17 protein-coding genes and 1 riboswitch are annotated in these 16354 nt (G+C 72.1%); of the genes, 4 read left to right on the top strand and 13 right to left on the bottom strand.

What is annotated here, in order from left to right; translation table 11 throughout:
- Window positions 1-63 precede the first annotated feature (63 nt).
- Window positions 64-714 (top strand): N-acetylmuramoyl-L-alanine amidase, encoded by a 651-nt coding sequence (locus ACZ51S_RS24770; RefSeq protein ID WP_468475848.1) that lies wholly within the window; start codon window positions 64-66, stop codon window positions 712-714.
- On the top strand, window positions 711-1193 hold the full coding sequence (locus tag ACZ51S_RS24775) for a hypothetical protein (RefSeq protein ID WP_468475847.1): 483 nt from the start codon (window positions 711-713) through the stop codon (window positions 1191-1193). Before ACZ51S_RS24770 ends, ACZ51S_RS24775 begins: the two co-directional genes overlap by 4 nt.
- Before the next feature lie 22 nt (window positions 1194-1215).
- Here the strand turns inward: ACZ51S_RS24775 and ACZ51S_RS24780 are convergent, their stop codons facing one another.
- Window positions 1216-1785, bottom strand: coding sequence for a maleylpyruvate isomerase N-terminal domain-containing protein (locus tag ACZ51S_RS24780; RefSeq protein WP_468475846.1), 570 nt, complete (start codon window positions 1783-1785; stop codon window positions 1216-1218).
- A 183-nt stretch (window positions 1786-1968) separates the two neighbouring features.
- Between ACZ51S_RS24780 and ACZ51S_RS24785 the strand changes: the two genes are divergently transcribed.
- Complete coding sequence (locus ACZ51S_RS24785; RefSeq protein ID WP_468475845.1) at window positions 1969-2604, top strand: ClpP family protease; 636 nt, start codon at window positions 1969-1971, stop codon at window positions 2602-2604.
- 1 nt (window position 2605) lies between these two features.
- Complete coding sequence (locus ACZ51S_RS24790; RefSeq protein ID WP_388939894.1) at window positions 2606-3208, top strand: ClpP family protease; 603 nt, start codon at window positions 2606-2608, stop codon at window positions 3206-3208.
- A 64-nt stretch (window positions 3209-3272) separates the two neighbouring features.
- Here ACZ51S_RS24790 and ACZ51S_RS24795 read toward each other — a convergent pair whose 3' ends face one another.
- The 12 genes from ACZ51S_RS24795 to ACZ51S_RS24850 all read right to left on the bottom strand — a co-directional run bounded on the left by ACZ51S_RS24795 (window position 3273) and on the right by ACZ51S_RS24850 (window position 15925).
- Window positions 3273-3704 (bottom strand): helix-turn-helix domain-containing protein, encoded by a 432-nt coding sequence (locus ACZ51S_RS24795; RefSeq protein WP_468800627.1) that lies wholly within the window; start codon window positions 3702-3704, stop codon window positions 3273-3275.
- A gap of 69 nt (window positions 3705-3773) precedes the next feature.
- Window positions 3774-4937 (bottom strand): cysteine desulfurase family protein, encoded by a 1164-nt coding sequence (locus ACZ51S_RS24800; RefSeq protein ID WP_468475843.1) that lies wholly within the window; start codon window positions 4935-4937, stop codon window positions 3774-3776.
- A 118-nt stretch (window positions 4938-5055) separates the two neighbouring features.
- The gene (locus ACZ51S_RS24805; RefSeq protein ID WP_468475842.1) at window positions 5056-5907 is read right to left on the bottom strand and encodes a thioesterase family protein; all 852 of its coding nucleotides are present in this window, start codon (window positions 5905-5907) and stop codon (window positions 5056-5058) included.
- 57 nt (window positions 5908-5964) lie between these two features.
- On the bottom strand, window positions 5965-6621 hold the full coding sequence (locus tag ACZ51S_RS24810; RefSeq protein WP_468475841.1) for a trimeric intracellular cation channel family protein: 657 nt from the start codon (window positions 6619-6621) through the stop codon (window positions 5965-5967).
- 241 nt (window positions 6622-6862) lie between these two features.
- On the bottom strand, window positions 6863-7927 hold the full coding sequence (locus ACZ51S_RS24815) for an ABC transporter ATP-binding protein (protein WP_388939887.1): 1065 nt from the start codon (window positions 7925-7927) through the stop codon (window positions 6863-6865).
- 5 nt (window positions 7928-7932) lie between these two features.
- Window positions 7933-8994 (bottom strand): ABC transporter ATP-binding protein, encoded by a 1062-nt coding sequence (locus ACZ51S_RS24820; protein WP_388940012.1) that lies wholly within the window; start codon window positions 8992-8994, stop codon window positions 7933-7935.
- Between the two features lie 29 nt (window positions 8995-9023).
- Complete coding sequence (locus ACZ51S_RS24825) at window positions 9024-10025, bottom strand: ABC transporter permease (protein WP_388939885.1); 1002 nt, start codon at window positions 10023-10025, stop codon at window positions 9024-9026.
- A 205-nt stretch (window positions 10026-10230) separates the two neighbouring features.
- Window positions 10231-11946, bottom strand: a complete 1716-nt coding sequence (locus tag ACZ51S_RS24830; protein ID WP_388940010.1) for an ABC transporter substrate-binding protein — start codon at window positions 11944-11946, stop codon at window positions 10231-10233.
- Between the two features lie 94 nt (window positions 11947-12040).
- Window positions 12041-13033, bottom strand: coding sequence for an ABC transporter permease (locus ACZ51S_RS24835; RefSeq protein ID WP_388939884.1), 993 nt, complete (start codon window positions 13031-13033; stop codon window positions 12041-12043).
- 620 nt (window positions 13034-13653) lie between these two features.
- On the bottom strand, window positions 13654-14394 hold the full coding sequence (locus ACZ51S_RS24840) for an enhanced serine sensitivity protein SseB C-terminal domain-containing protein (RefSeq protein WP_388939883.1): 741 nt from the start codon (window positions 14392-14394) through the stop codon (window positions 13654-13656).
- A gap of 62 nt (window positions 14395-14456) precedes the next feature.
- Entirely contained in the window at window positions 14457-15191 is a 735-nt protein-coding gene (locus tag ACZ51S_RS24845; protein WP_468475840.1) for an enhanced serine sensitivity protein SseB, read from the bottom strand.
- Window positions 15192-15289: 98 nt separating this feature from the next.
- Complete coding sequence (locus ACZ51S_RS24850; RefSeq protein ID WP_468475839.1) at window positions 15290-15925, bottom strand: AAA family ATPase; 636 nt, start codon at window positions 15923-15925, stop codon at window positions 15290-15292.
- Between the two features lie 258 nt (window positions 15926-16183).
- Window positions 16184-16287, top strand: a riboswitch (glycine riboswitch).
- Window positions 16288-16354: the final 67 nt, after the last annotated feature.

Raw genomic sequence — 16354 nt, forward strand, 5'->3', positions numbered from 1 at the left:
CGTCCAGGGTACGGGGAACCGGACGGGGTCACAGCGCGTTATCGGCTGTGGGGGGTGGATCACATGAGCGAACAGGCGGAGAAGCGCCCGCGCCGGACCCGGCGGGCGGTGCTCCTGGGCGGGCTGGGAGTCCTCGCGGCGGCGGGGGTGGTGGCCCGGGACGAGATCGCGCGGGCCCGGTGGCTGCTGCCGGGGGTGTCCAAGCCGCGCAAGGAGGGCGAGCTCGACCACGCGGGGGCGAGCTGGACGGCGGCCTCGCCGGCGAACTGGCGGCTGGCGGACCGGCCCGACGACTACCGGGTGGACCGGATCGTCGTCCATGTCACACAGGGCGGCTTCGAGTCCTCGGTGGACGCCTTCAGGAACCCGTGGCACAAGGCGTCGGCGCACTACATCGTGCGCCAGGACGGCCATGTGGAGCAGATGGTGCGCGAGCTGGACGTGGCCTTCCACGCGGCCAACCGCCGGATGAACGAGCGCAGCGTCGGGATAGAGCACGTGGGCTTCGTCGACCGGCCCAAGGACTTCACCGACGCCATGTACGCGGCCTCGGCCCGGCTGGCCGCCGACATCTGCCGGAGGTACGGCATACCGGCGGACCGCAAGCACATCCTGGGTCACAACGAGGTCCCGGGCGCCGACCACACCGATCCCGGCCCGCACTGGGACTGGAACCGCTACATCGCGCTCGTGCGCGCGCAGCTGCCGGCGTGAGGCGCTCTGGGGAGAGGCGGTGGGCGTTCTCGCTGCCGCCGGGCGCGACGGGCTTCGTCCGGCCGCAGGACGGCCCGCTTCCGGAGACCGGCCTGTCCGCCTTCCGTACGGCCCTGTACGCCGCGGCGCGGGCCGCCGGGGGCACGGTGGGCGAGGTCGAGGCCCGGGCGTACCCGCGTACCTTCCACACCGGGTGCGTGACCGGCGGGGCGGCACCGGCCGTCGTCCTGTGCCACGCGCACCACCCCTGGATCGCCTTCGCGGGACAGCGCCGGGACTGGTACCGGGACGGCTTCCTCCCCCCGCCGCCCTGGTCCGGGGTCTTCACCGACGCGGGCTTCACCGTCCTGAGCACCGGGACACTGACCGCGCGCCTCGGCGACGTGGACACCTCGGCGCTCGCCCGGGCCGAGTGGCGCCAGGTCCGCGCGTACGAGATCGACACCCTGGGCGGGCTGCTCTTCAACTCCTGGGACTGACGCGGCTCCCAAGGGCAGCCGGTCAGGGGGACAGGGCGGCCTGCCAGGTCCACGAGGTACGGCGTGGCCGTCCGGCCAGCTCGCCCCGGCCCGTGCACCAGAGGAGCACCTGTGCCGGATCGCCCGGCGGGGCATCGGGGAAGAGCCGGCGGACCACCGAGGAACACATCGGCGCCGGAGGCAGCCACCGGACCCGTAGCCCCCGCGCGATGTCGTGGGTGTGCAGCAGGACCTCGGCCACACCCATCGCCGCGAACCCGGTCCGGTCGGTCGGCCCCCAGTGCCAGGCCCGCACGTCCGGGCCGGCCAGGGCGAGTGCACCGCTGAGCAGCGCCCCGCCGGCGGCGACCACCTGGAGTACCTCGCGCGGTGACGCGTCCGCCCGGACGGTCAGGTCGAAGGGCAGGTAGGCCTCGGCGGGGCGGGCGGCCACCTGCCCGGCGTAGGCCAGCAGGTCGTGCGCGACGTGGGCCGCCGTCGTCCAGCAGCTCCACTCCAGCGGGCCCGCCGGCCCCGCCCAGTCCTCCGTGTCGTGCGGGCCGAGGACGCGCAGCATCTCGGCGACGGCCTGGTCGACGTCTCTGTGGTCCATGGGGCGCATCCACAGAGGCTAAGGCCCCGCCGACGGGCGAACTCCATCTCTCCGCGCCGGCGGTGACCGTCCGTCACCTCTGCTCCTGGCGAATCTGCGGCGGGCAGAGGAACCGCGTGCGGGGGGCTTTCGGGGTCAAGAGTGGAGCCGACGGTTTCCGCGTCCGGACAAGGAGAACAGACGATGCCACTCATCACGCTCCCGCCCCGCGCCGAGGAGGGCGGCACACCGCCCAGCCCCTTCGACGACCACCTCGCGGCGCAGCTGCTCGCCCAGCGGATCGTGCTCCTCGGCACCCAGGTCGACGACGTGTCGGCCAACCGGGTGTGCGCGCAGCTGCTGCTCCTGTCGGCGGAGGACCCGCGCACCGACATCAGCCTGTACGTCAACAGCCCCGGCGGGTCGGTGACCGCGGGCCTCGCCATCTACGACACCATGCGGCTGATCCCGAACGACGTCTCGACGCTGGCGATGGGCTTCGCCGCGAGCATGGGGCAGTTCCTGCTGACCGTGGGGGCGCCCGGCAAGCGGTTCGCGCTGCCGAACGCGCGGATCATGATGCACCAGCCCTCGGCGGGCATCGGCGGCACCGCCGCTGACATCGAGATCCAGGCGGAGAACCTCCGGTACACCAAAGAGGCCGTCGAGCGGATCACCGCCGAGCACACCGGCCAGAGCGAGGAGACGATCGCGCGGGACGGCGACCGGGACCGCTGGTTCACGGCCGAACAGGCCAGGGAGTACGGGATCGTGGACCGGGTGGTGGAGTCGCTCGCCGACATCCGCCCGGCCGCGTCGCGCCGACGGGCGGGGCTGTGACATGGGGTCGTACACGGTTCCCTATGTCATCGAGCGCACGGCGCAGGGCGAGCGGTCCTACGACGTCTTCAGCCGGCTGCTGAACGAGCGGATCGTCTTCATCGGCACCGAGATGGACGACGGGGTCGCCAATGTGGTCATCGCGCAACTCCTGCACCTGGAGTCGGCCGATCCGGAGCGGGAGATCTCGATCTACCTCAACTCGCCCGGCGGATCGTTCACTTCGCTGATGGCGATCTACGACACGATGACGTTCGTGCAGGCTCCGATCTCCACGTTCTGCGTCGGTCAGGCGGCGTCCACGGCGGCGGTGCTGCTGGCCGGCGGCGATCCCGGGCGACGGTTCGTGCTCCGGCACGCGCGGGTGCTGCTCGGCCAGCCGGCCAGCAACGGCCGGCAGGGGACGGTCTCCGACCTCAGCCTCGCGGCCAAGGAGATGGTCCGCATCCGCTCACAGGTGGAGGAGGTCCTGTCCCGGCACACGCACCACGACGTGGCGGCGCTGCGCGCGGACATGGACCGGGAGAAGGTGCTGACCGCCGAGGAGGCCGTGGCCTACGGGCTCGCCGACGAGGTGCTGAGCCGGCGGTTCGCGTTCGCCTGACCCCGCGCCCCGCGCGTGCCGTCCGCGACGGGCGCGCCCGCCTGACCGGCCGGCCGTCGTCCGGTCAGGCGGCGAGGCAGAGGGAGTCGTACCGCGCCGTCGGCGAGGGACGGCGCCCGCCGGCCCGGCTCCGGTCGTGCCGGGTCAGTTCGTCCGTGGCGAGGGAGAGCAGGTCGGCCAGGCCCAGCCCGAGGGCGCGGGCGGCGGCCGCGAGCACCTCGGAGGAGGCCTCCTTGCGTCCGCGCTCCAGCTCCGACAGGTACGGCATCGAGATCCGGGCCGCCTCCGCCACGTCCTTCAGCGTCCGCTCCTGGGCGAGCCGCTCGCGCCGCAGCACGTCACCGACGAGGTGGCGCCACAGCGGTTCGCCCGGCGCGGGTGCCGGGGAGGCCGGCGCCGGCCGCTGCGGGGCGCGGACCGCCCCGCCGGAACCGGGCGGTGAGGTGTGCGGGCGCAGGGGGATGACGCGGGACCCGTCGGGCGCATGAGTGCTCACCCCTTCAGCCTAGGGACCCCGGGCGCCGGGGGAAGGGAGCGGCGTTCTGCCCTGGGTGAAGCCCGCGGCCTAGCTGAGGCCGGCCGTGCGGGCGCGTTCCACGGCGGGGCCGATGGCGGCGGCCACCGCGGCGACGTCCTCCTTCGTGGAGGTGTGGCCGAGGGAGAACCGCAGGGTGCCGCGGGCCAGCCGCGGGTCGGTGCCCGCCGCCAGCAGGACGTGGCTGGGCTGGGCGACGCCCGCGGTGCAGGCGGAGCCGGTGGAGCACTCGATGCCCTGCGCGTCCAGGAGCAGCAGCAGGGAGTCTCCCTCGCAGCCGGGGAAGCTGAAGTGGGCGTTGGCCGGGAGCCGGTCCTCGGGGTCGCCGCCGAGGACGGCGTCGGGGACGGCGGCCAGCACGGCCGCGATGAGCTCGTCGCGCAGGGCTCCGACCTCGGCGGCGAAGCGCTCGCGCCGCTCGGCGGCGAGTACGGCCGCCACCGCGAAGGCGGCGATGGCCGGTACGTCGAGGGTGCCGGAGCGGACGTGCCGCTCCTGGCCGCCGCCGTGCAGGACGGGGACGGGGCTCTGATCGCGGCCCAGGAGCAGGGCGCCGATCCCGTAGGGGCCGCCCACCTTGTGGCCGCTGACGGTCATGGCGGCGAGGCCGCTGTCGCCGAAGCGGACGTCGAGCTGCCCGAAGGCCTGGACGGCGTCGGAGTGCAGGGGTACGCCGTGCTCCCCGGCGATGGCGGCGAGTTCACGGACCGGCATGACGGTGCCGATCTCGTTGTTGGCCCACATCACCGTGGCGAGGGCGACGCCGTCGGGGTCGCGCTCGACCGCCGCCCGGAAGTCCTCGGGGTGCACGCGGCCGTAGCGGTCGACGGGGAGGTACTCGACCTCGGCCCCTTCGTGCTCGGCGAGCCAGTGCACGGCGTCCAGGACGGCGTGGTGCTCGACGGGGCTGGCGAGGACGCGGGTGCGGGCCGGGTCGGCGTCGCGCCGGGCCCAGTAGAGGCCCTTGACGGCGAGGTTGTCGGCCTCGGTGCCGCCCGCGGTGAAGACCACCTCGCTCGGGCGCGCGCCGAGGGCCTCGGCGAGGGCCTCGCGGGCCTCCTCGACGGTACGGCGGGCCCGGCGGCCGGCGGCGTGCAGGGAGGACGCGTTTCCGGTGGCGGCGAACTGCGCGGTCATCGCCGCAGCGGCTTCCGGGAGCATCGGCGTGGTCGCGGCGTGGTCGAGGTAGGCCATGATTTTTTGATTCTACGAGCCCCCTGCCCCGGCGGCTCCCGCCCGGGGTGCGCGCGGGCGCCGTGACCCCGAAAGGCGCCGGCCCCGGTTCCGGGAACCGGGGCCGGGGCCCCTCGCGTCAGCGCGGGGCGCGCGCCAGCTGGCGGGACTGGGCGACCAGGCGGTCGGCCGAGTCCCAGACCTCGGCGTCCTCCTCCAGGAAGCCGCCGGCCAGGTTGCGGGTGACGATGCCCACCCGCAGCGGGCCCGGGGCCGGGCGGTGGCGGATGTGCGTGGTGAGCTCCACGGTGGGGGCCCACCCGAGCAGGCCGAGGTCGAAAGCGGTCGGCGGCAGTGCGTCCACCGCGAGCAGCAGCGACAGCGGGTCGGCGTCGCGGCCGTCGGCCAGTTCGAACCAGGCCCGCATCTCGCCCTTGCCGGACGGCGCTCCGACCGCCCAGCCCGCCGTCGCCGGGTCCAGTCGCAGGCGGAGCCGGTCCACGATGGCGCTGCTCCCGGGGATGGGGGCCGGGCCGGCCTCGGGGCCGAGGCAGTCCTCGTACGCGGGCATCACCGGCGGCCGCGCCACCGTGTGCACGGTGTCGGGGAGGGCGGCGAGGTCGCCGTACGAGGCGAGGACGCGGATGCGCTCGATCTCGGCGCCGTTCTCGTCGTACTGGAACAGCGAGGCCTGGCCGGTGGAGAGGGTGCGGCCGACGCGGACCACCTGGGTGCGGATCACGGCGGGGCCGGGCACGGAGGAGGTGAGGTAGTGGGCGGAGACGGTGAAGGGGTCCGGGTGCGGCAGGGCCGCCGCGAGGGCCCGGCCGACCAGGGCCAGCAGATAGCCGCCGTTGACGGCGGTGATGATCGTCCAGCCGGCGGACAGCTCCGCGTCGTACACCCCGGGCTCGCCCGCGCGGGCGGTGATGGTGGTGTCGCGGTCGAATTCGCTGTCGCCGATGGAGGCCTGGGCCGCTGCGTAAGACATGCCGACGACGGTACACCGGCAAGCTACTAAGCGGTAGCTTTTGTTTGGGGGACGGAACTATGGCTCTTCGGCCACCGAGGAGCGCCGGTTCCAGGCCAGCGGGGCCCGCCAGTGGTACCGCATCGCGAGCAGGCGCAGCACGAAGGTGGTGACGGTCGCGAGCGCGGTCGTGAAGGGGTTCAGCACCTCGAAGCTGATGAAGACGGCCACCATGGCGGCGCCCACGACGGCGGGCACGGCGTACATCTCGCGGTCGCGCAGCAGCGACGGCACCTCGTTGGCCAGTACGTCGCGCAGCACACCGCCGCCGACGGCGGTGGCCACGCCGAGCGCGGCGGAGGACGTCAGGCCGAGGCCGTACTCGTAGGCCTTGGTGGTGCCCGACACGCAGAACAGGCCGAGGCCGGCGGCGTCGAAGACGTTGATGGCCCGGTTGATGCGCTGGACCTCGGGGTGGAGGAAGAAGACGAGCGCGGCGGCGATCAGGGGCGTGACGAAGAAGCTGAGCTCGCTGAAGGCGGCGGGCGGGACGGCGCCGATGCAGAGGTCGCGCAGGAGACCGCCGCCGAGGGCGGTCACGAGGGCGAGGACGGCGATGCCGAAGACGTCGAAGTTCTTGCGGACCGCGAGGAGGGCGCCGGCGGTGGCGAAGACGAAGATGCCCGCGAGGTCCAGGACGTGCTGGATGCCGGGCGGGAAGAGATCGTGGAGCACCCCGCCATTGTCGCCCGCCACGAAGCCACCGCCCGCCGGGGCCGCAGCGCGAAGCCGAAGCGCGGGGCGGGGGGCCTGCACGGCCCCGACGCCCCGGGGGCCCCGACGCCGCCCGCGCCCGCCGGACCGGCTCCGGTGCCGCGGCGGCGCGACGCCGGAGTGGCACCCCTGCGCCGAACCACCCGAGCGGCGCGGCGGGCGCGAGGCCACGGAGCCGGCGCCGCGCCGCGCGGGCGGGGTGTCAGGAAGACGCGGCCGGGGCGTTCTCCGGGTGGTGGCAGGCCGCCTGGTGGCCCGGCTTGAGGGCGACCAGCGGCGGGTCCTGCTTCGCGCACAGCTCCGTCGCCTTCCAGCACCGCGTGTGGAAGCGGCACCCGGCCGGCGGGGAGATCGGCGAGGGCACGTCGCCCTTGAGCAGGATGCGGCCGCTCTTCGCGCCGCGCCGCCTCGGGTCCGGTACCGGGACGGCGGAGAGCAGCGCGTTCGTGTACGGGTGCATCGGCGACTCGTACAGCGACTTGCGGTCGGCCAGCTCCACGATCTTGCCGAGGTACATCACCGCGATGCGGTCCGAGACGTGCCGGATGACCGACAGGTCGTGCGCGATGATCACGTACGTCAGGCCGAGCTCCTCCTGGAGGTCGTCCAGCAGGTTCACCACCTGCGCCTGGATCGACACGTCGAGCGCGGAGACCGGCTCGTCGGCGACGACCAGCTTCGGCTTGAGCGCCAGGGCGCGCGCGATGCCGATGCGCTGGCGCTGGCCGCCCGAGAACTCGTGCGGGTAGCGGTTGTAGTGCTCCGGGTTCAGGCCGACGAGGGCGAGCAGCCGCTGGACCTCCGCCTTGATGCCGCCCTCGGGGGTGACGCCCTGGAGCTTGAAGGGGGCCGAGACGATCGCGCCGACCGTGTGCCGGGGGTTCAGCGAGCCGTACGGGTCCTGGAAGATCATCTGCACGTCGCGGCGCAGCGGGCGCATGCCCGCCACGCTCAGGTGCGTGATGTCCTTGCCCTCGAACTCGATGCGGCCGCTGCTCGGTTCCAGCAGGCGGGTGATGAGGCGGCCCATCGTCGACTTGCCGCAGCCGGACTCGCCGACCACGCCGAGGGTCTCACCGCGCCGGACGTCGAAGTCGATGCCGTCCACGGCCTTGACGGCGGTGGTCTCGCGGCGCAGCAGCCCCTTGTTGATGGGGAAGTGCTTGACCAGGCCCGTCACCTTCAGCAGCGGTTCCGCCTCGGTGACGGTCCCGGAGCCCGGGGCGGAGCCCTCGGCGGGGTCCTGGGCGGCGGTGTCCTTCTTCATGTCCGTCACAGCTTCGGCGCAATCTCTTCGGTCCAGATCCGGGTCCGCTCCTCCTGCGACATGTGGCAGGCGGACCAGTGCCGGCTGTCGTCCTGGGTCAGCTCGGGCCGCTGGGTGCGGGTGATGCCCCCCTTGGGCACGTCGGCGTAGGGGCACCGGGGGTTGAACGCGCAGCCGCTCGGGATGTTGATGAGGCTGGGCGGCGAGCCCTTGACCGGGATCAGCCGCTCGGTCTGGTCGCGGTCGATGCGCGGCATGGAGCCGAGCAGTCCCCAGGTGTAGGGGTGGCGGGGTTCGTAGAACACCTTCTCCGCGGTGCCGCGCTCGACGCACCGGCCGCCGTACATCACGAGGATCTCGTCGGCCATCTCGGCGACCACGCCGAGGTCGTGCGTGATCATGATGACCGCGGAGCCGAACTCCTTCTGGAGGTCGCGGATCAGGTCGAGGATCTGCGCCTGGACGGTGACGTCCAGGGCGGTGGTCGGCTCGTCCGCGATGAGCAGTTCGGGGTTGTTGACGAGCGCCATCGCGATCATCGCGCGCTGGCGCATGCCGCCGGAGAACTCGTGGGGGTACGCGTCCACGCGCTGGTGGGGCTCCGGGATGCCGACGCGGTCGAGCATCTCGACGGCGCGGGCGCGGGCCTTCTTCTTGTCCACGTCGTGGTGGGTCCGGTACGCCTCGACGATCTGCTTGCCGACCGAGTAGTACGGGTGCATCGCGGACAGCGGGTCCTGGAAGACCATCGCCATCTTGCGGCCGCGCAGCCGGCGTACGTGGTCGGCGTCGGCGCTGACCAGGTCCTCGCCGTCGAGCACCACCTCGCCCGAGATGTGCGGGCGGCTGCGCGCGTTGCCGGTGCGGTGCAGGCCCATGATGGCCAGCGAGGTCACCGACTTGCCGGAGCCGGATTCGCCGACGATGCCGAGGGTCTTCCCGCGCTCCAGGTCGAAGGTGAGGCCGTCGACGGACTTCACCAGGCCGTCGTCGGTCGGGAAGTGGACCTTGAGGTCGCGCACGGAGAGGAAGGGGGCCGCGTCGCGCGCGCCGCCCTGCTCGGGCACGAAGGCCGGCTGGTCGGAATCGTTCTTGGTCACGTCAGCCTCACGCGCGGGTCGATGACGGCGTACAGCAGGTCCACGATCAGGTTGGCCATCACCACGAACAGCGCGGCGAGCAGGGTGACCCCCATGATCACGGGGAGGTCGCCGGCGCCGATGGCGGCGACGGCCGCCGTCCCGAGGCCCTGGAAGTTGAAGGTGGTCTCGGTGAGCACGGCGCCGCCGAGGAGCCCGCCGAGGTCGAGGCCGAACATCGTGACGACCGGGGTGAGCGTGGAGCGCAGGGCGTGCTTGCGGATGACCACGGACTCCTTGAGTCCCTTGGCCCGGGCGGTGCGGATGTAGTCCTCGCCGAGCACCTCCAGCATGGTCGCGCGGGTGATGCGCGCGTAGGTGGCGGCGAAGAGGAAGGCGAGGGTGACCCAGGGCAGGATCAGGCTGTTGAGCCAGGCCAGCGGATCCTCGGTGAGGGGTTTGTAGTTGGAGACGTCCAGCCAGCCGAGGCTGTAGACGAAGATCGCGGGGGCCACCATGCCGGTGAAGAAGATCGGCAGGGAGACGCCGGCGAGCGCGCCGACCATGACGGTGCGGTCGATGGCGGTGCGGCGCTTGAGGGCGGAGATCACGCCCGTGGCCACACCGGCGATCACCCAGATCACGGCCGCCCCGAGGGCGAGCGAGAGGGTGACCGGGATGCGGTCCATCATGGTCTCCCAGACGGGCGCCTCGGTCTTGAAGGAGTAGCCGAAGCAGGGAGCCGCACAGTGGGTGATCTCGGTGCCGCCGTCGTAGTCGCGGCCGGCGAAGATGCCCTTGACGAAGAGCAGGTACTGCTCGGAGATGGGCTTGTCGAAGCCCATCTTGACGCGGATGCCCGCCAGGGCGGTCTCGTTGGTCTCCCGGCCGGCGTACATGAGCGCGGGATCGCTGCCGGTCAGCTTCGGGACCGCGAAGAAGATGCCGAAGGTGACCAAGGAGACCACCAGCAGCGTGGCGGCGACGTTGAACAGCCGCCGTATGAGGTAGACGAGCACTGCAGTCGGCCGCCCGGGGCTGTTGGCCGCCGCCCCTCGTGGGGGCGGCGGCCAGCGCCTGCGGCCTTCACCTGCCCTTCGGACTAGCGCATGTGCGGTGAAGGCACTTACTTACGTGCTGAGTTGCGGTTGCCTGCCCGGCGGTCGGCCGGGCTGCCCGGCTGCCCGGCTCATCGCCGGGCAGCCTGCTACTTCTGTGCTCCTGCTACTTCTGCGCGATGCCCACGGTGGCGAGGTCGATCTTGCCGAAGGACTCGTTGAAGAAGACGTTCGTCAGGCGCGGGTTGTGGTAGACGAGCGCCTTGTCGAAGTTGATCGGCAGGTAGAGCGCCTTGTCCATGACCTTCTTGTTGATCTCCCCGTAGAACGGGGCGGCGGCCTCCGGAGAGGGGGCGGCAGCGGCCTTGTCGAACAGGCCGTTGATCTCGGGGTCGTTGACCTCGGTGTAGTTGTTGTTGCCGTTCGGCAGGATGAACGATCCGTCGACCAGCGGCTGCAGGAAGCCCGCGCCGGAGTTGTAGTCGGCGCCCCAGCCCATGACGATGATGCCGTAGCCCTTCTTCTTCACGTTCTCGGGCGAACCGATCGTGGAGGAGGAGAGCTTGCCGTCGAACTGGTCGATCGTCGCCTTGATGCCGACCTTGGCGAGGGAGGCCTGGAGGGACTCGGCCGTCTTCACCTCGGGGGCGCGGTTGTTGCGCACCGCGATGGTGGTCTCGAAGCCGTCGGGCTTGCCACAGGCCTTGAGGGCCTCCTTGGCCTTGGCCTCCTGCGGCTTGCCCTTCGTCAGACCGAAGGGGTCGTAGCTCTTGTCCGAGCCGGGGACGCCGGCCGGCAGCATGTTCGCGCCGAGGTCACCGCTGGTCGGGCCGCCGCGGGCGGTCTGGAGGGACTTCGGGTCGGCCGCGTAGATGACGGCCTTGCGGCACTCGATGTTGTCGAACGGCGCGACCGTCTGCGGGAAGGCGAAGTAGCGGATGTAGCCCGTGAAGGGGTTGTCCGCGTTCTTCTTGAGGTTCGCGTCCTTAAGGATCTTGTTCTTCGCGGCCTGCTGGACACCGGTGCCGTCGACGGCCATGTCGATGTCGCCCGAGAGCAGGCGCTGGTCCATGTCGTCCGGGTTGGTGGTGACCGTGAAGGAGACCTTGTCCGGCAGACCCTTGCGGATCGGGTCCGTCTTCGGGTCCCAGTTCTCGTTGCGGACGAAGGTCGCGCCCTTGCCGGCGGTGAAGCTCTCGACCTTGTAAGGACCGGTCGACATCGGCTTGTTGGTGTAGGTCGCGCCCGTGTCCTTGCCCATCGGGACCGGCGAGGAGGACGGCATGGCCAGCAGGTAGCTGAAGTCCGAGTTGGCGCTCGCCAGGTTGAAGACGATCGTCCGGTCGTCCGGCGTCTCGACCGTCTTCAGACCCATCTTGTTGGGGTCCGTGTCCTTGTACGGGCCGGGGTACTTCTGGCCCTGGTCCAGGAGGTCGATCAGGTAGGTCGGGCCGCCGGACAGGACGTCCTGGGCGAAGACGCGCTCGATGCCGTACTTGATGTCCTTCGAGGTGATCGGCGTACCGTCCTCGAACTTCACCCCCTCCTTGAGCTTGAGGGTGTACGTCTTGCCGTCGTTGCTGATGACCGGCAGGGCCTCGGCGAGGTCCGGGACCACCTTGGTGCCGTCCTTGCCCGGCTTGGCGTCGTAGGCGAGCAGGCTGCGGACGTAGAGCCGCTGCATGTTCCACACGAAGCCGTAGTAGGCGCGCGCCGGGTCGAGGTAGTCGACGTCCTGCGGGGACCAGAGCTTGAGCTCGCCGCCCTTGTCCTCCGAGGGGTTGATCACGGCGGTGGCGGCACCGCTGTAACCCTTGCCGCTGTCGCCGTCGGCCTTGTTCTCGGCCTTCTTGTCCCCGTTGCCACCGCACGCGGCGGTCATCGAGAGGGCGGCGATCACGGCGGTGATCGCGAGAGCCTGCTTTCTGCGGATCACGGTTGTCCAACCTCCATAGGTGGTGAATCGAAGAAGCGGTTCAGCTGCCCTTGGGGTCGAGTGCGTCACGCAGCCCGTCCCCGAAGAGGTTGAACGCCAGGACGGTGATGAAGATCGTCATGCCGGGGACCACCATGTACATGGGGTCGTCCTGGTAGATGGGGACGGCGTCGGAGAGCATCTTTCCCCACGAAGCGGTGGGCGGCTTCACGCCGGCGCCCAGGAAGCTGAGGGCCGCCTCGGTCAGGATGTTGGTCGGGATGATCAGCGTGGCGTAGACGAGGATCGGCGCGACCAGGTTCGGCAGCAGCTCCTTGATCAGGATGTAGCCGCGGCCGGCTCCGAGGCTGCGCGCGGCCTCGACGTACTCGCGTTCACGCAGGGAGATCGTCTGGCCCCGGACGATGCGGCCGATGTACGGCCAGCCGAAGAAGCCGATGACGAGGATGAGCACGCCCATGCGGACGCCCGAACCCTCGAACCCCCACAAGGAGTTGGGGACGACGGAGACCAGGGCGATGGTGAACAGCAGCTGCGGGAAGGCCAGCAGCAGGTCCATCAGGCGGCTGATGATCCCGTCCACCCAGCCGCCGAGGAAGCCGGCGAGGGCGCCCAGGAGGCTGCCGAGGACGACCGAGACGAAGGCCGCCAGGAAGGCGACGACCAGCGAGATGCGGGCGCCGTAGACGATCCGGCTGAACACGTCGCGCCCGTTGGTCGGTTCGACGCCCAGCAGGAAGTCGGAGCTGATGCCGCCGAAGGAGCCGAGCGGCGTGCCCAGGTCCGGGTCGATCATGTCCTCGTGGAACTCGTTGGGGTCGTGGCCCAGCAGGTTCACGATCAGCGGCGCGAAGACCGCCACCAGGATCAGGAGGATCACGATCACGCCGCCGGTCAGCGCGACCTTGTCGCGCTTGAGCCGCATCCAGGCGATGCGGCCGGGCGAGCGGCCTTCGATGGCCTTGGCAGGGACGTCGGCTACGGACACGGGTGCGGGTGTTTCCGCGCTCGTGTCGTGCAGTGGTGCCGTCATCGTGGTGGGGACCCCTCTCGGCCGACGGGTGGGTCGGCCCATGCCCGCCGCTGTGGCGGCGTTGGTGCGGAGTGGCGCTCGAGTGCTCGGGGCACGTGAACGCGTACGAGGTGCGAGGTGCTGGCAGTGCTGGCGGTGCGGCCGTGCTGTGGGTGGAGCAGGGTGCGGTGCGGGCGGTGCGGTGCGGCTGAGGTGCGGGAAGTACGGGTGCGCCGTGTCGGGACGAACGGCGGAACCACGTGCCGAACCGCGTCCGCGAGGACTGACCGGCTCTTGGGTGGGGAGTCTTCATCGGGCGCTCGACCAGCCGCCAGACCCGCAGATGAATGGATGCGCAACCGTGATCTGAGGCCGTGGTTCCCGTTATCCGGACTCCGCTGACGGCTCAGCGGAGCAAGACCGTCCGTTCGGTACGCAAACGGACATCAAGGCCAACTCAGTGGAGTACCGCGTCAATTGGACGCCCGTCTGCGGCGATATCCGGACAAGGCGAAGCCGCCGGGAACCATGGTTCCCGGCGGCCCGGTGTCCGTCGGACGGGTCCGTCTCAGGGTCCGGGCGCACCCGGGAAATCCCTGTAGGCAGCTCGGGGAACGCGCCCCCGGAGCCCCTGGAGCGGCTCAGTAGGCGGCCGCCTGCCCCTCGCGGTCGTAGAAGGGCCGGGTCTGCGCACGCAGCCACATCGCCACCGGATCGTGCTCGTCCGCCAGCGCGACCGTGCACACCGGAACTCCCTCGGGCACGGCGCCGACCGACTGGCGCATCATCTCCCGTACGGATTCCAGCGCGGGCGCCGAGGCGTCGTACAGGTCCAGTCCCACCGCGAGGTACGCCGACCCGAGCGAGGGCTGCACCCAGGCGCGGCGCAGCGACCTCACGGCCGGCGTCCGGTGCGCGTGCTGGGTCAGCAGCCCGTAGAACTGCGGGAGTTCCAGAGCCGGCTCGGACAGCCGCAGCGGCCCCGCGGGCATCCGGTCCAGGCCGGTGGCAACCCGGCGCAGGTCGGCCCACGGCACGCCGAGGCCGCCGCCCTGGGCGTGCGGGTTGACCCACAGCCCCCAGCGGTCCGGGTACAGGGCGCGGGCGATGTCCCGGCCGGTGACGACCTCGTAGCCGCGGTTCCAGCCGCTCGCGGCCAGCTCCTGCGGGGAGGTCACGCAGGGGGCGTAGCCCAGCCCCTCGACCTCCATGCCGCCGTACTGGGCGTCCGGCGAGCCCGGCTGCCCCTGCCACAGCAGCATCCACAGCCTGCCCTCGGCGAGGGCGCGCAGGAATGACTCGTAGCTCTCATAGCGCCCGGGAGTCACCTGGCGCAGCATGTGCTCGACCTGCCCGGCCGCGGCCGTGCCTGACGCACTCACCCGGTACCCCTCTTCGTCTTCTTCCGCCCGTCGTCCACACGTCCCGACCAGCTTAAGCGGCGCTACGGCAGGTAGAAGGGGCGTACGCGCTCACGAATCCAGTCCGTGACCGGGTCCTCGGCGGCGTCCAGCAGGATCAGCTGCACCGGCCAGGGCGCCGGTACGCGGGCCAGGGCGCGGCCGAGCGCCTCCAGCGGGGCGTTCCGCGCCTCGGGATCCCATCCCGTCAGCCGGACACCGATGAAGAGCTGGGGGTCGCCGCCCTCGACGCTGGCGAGGCAGCGGTGGGCGGCCGCGACCGCTCCGGTGGCCCTGAACTCGTCGGCGGCGGCGGCGAGGAAGTCCACCGGGTCGTCCTGCCAGTCGGGTTCGAACAGCCGGACGCGGCCGCCGGCGGCCGGGCCGTCGAGCTCGGTACGGCCGGTGCGGCACAGCTCCGCGACGGCGGCCGGGGACAGCGGGACCCCGACGGCGCCCTCGGGGTTCAGGGCGATGCCGAGCTGCGGGGGCAGGCCGCGGGCGAACTCGACCGCGGGGGCGACCGCGAAGTCCATGGCGGGGCCGGCGGCGAAGCGGAACTGGGCCTCCGAGCTGTAGACGGGGACGTACGCCTCGCCGCCGATCAGCATCGTGGGGAGGTCGAGGGAGGTGCTGTCGGGACCGCCGCCCTGGGGCAGCGGCACCCAGACCCGGCTGCGGCCGAGCGCCTCCAGGATCTGCGGGCCGGCGTCCGCCCGGCCGAGCACCGCTCCGAGCACCTGCTCCAACTCGTTCGCCGGCCAGCCGTTGCCCGTCATGTGCGCCCGCTCTCCCTGTTCCGCGCCGATGTCGCCCCGAGGCTACCTCGGCCTCCGGTGGCGGGCCGGGGCGGGCGGCTCGCCGCGGACACGCCGCCTCAGGCGTCGAAGGCGATGCGGTTCAGGGCGGAGGCCGCCCGGCGGTCCAGCAGGGTGACCGTGGCGCAGCCGCGCGGGGGGCGGCCCGATTCGGCCGCGGCCAGGAGGCGGGCGACCGCGCTCCGGTGACGGGCGAAGGCGTACGCCGACACCCGGCGGCCCCGCGCCGCCTGCCCGGCCAGGGCCTCCTCGGGGGTGGTGTCGAGCAGCAGCAGGTGCAGGGACCGGCCCCGCTGCCGGGCGGCGGCGGCCAGCAGGGCCCGCACCCACGACTGGGTGCCGCAGTCGTGGACCACCACAGAGGCGCCGGAGCGCAGCTCGCGCCACAGCCCCCGGTAGTGGGCGGCGCGCACCAGCGGCCGGTACACCGCGTACGGCAGGGCGGACGGCATGCGGCGCTCCCAGCGCTCGCGGGTGTCCTGGGAGTCGATGCCGGTCTCGGCGGCCCGCTTGATCAGGGTGCTCTTGCCGCCGCCCGGAAGCCCGGACACCACGACGATGTCCCCGGCGGCGTAGCCGAGCCGGTGCGGCCCCGCGGACCGTCCCCGCAGGTCACGCACCGGACCGCCGGCCGCCGCGGGGCGGGCCGCTCTCCGCGGCGCCGGGACCGCCCCGACCGTGCCCGTGCTCGTCACCACTCCGAACCTCCGCACAGTGAATCGTCTCCCCCCGAATCGGGCCGCGAGGGCCCCATGCCCACTGAATGTAAAGAGACGGTAATCCGCCGGCCGCGGTTGCGGGCGGACGTTCCACAGCGCGGACGGCCGGGCGGCGCGCGCGGCGGCCTCCGCGGACCGCGCGGACCGCACGTTCTTGCGGGCCCCACTGCCCCCTCCCGCCCGTCCCGTGCAATGATGTGCGCCATCTGGACACCAAACTGCATACCGGCCGCTTGAATCCGCGCGGGAGAGTCCCGGCAGGCCGCGAGGCCGTGCCCGGGCGCCGAAGGAGCAAGTACCTCCCTTGAATCTCTCAGGCCCCGTACCGCGTGGATGAGGCAGATCTGAAAAGCGAGCCCCCGCCGCGTCCGTCCCCGACGGCCCGGCGCGTGCTCCACCCAAGGT

Source organism: Streptomyces sp. NPDC034043 (assembly GCF_055575675.1).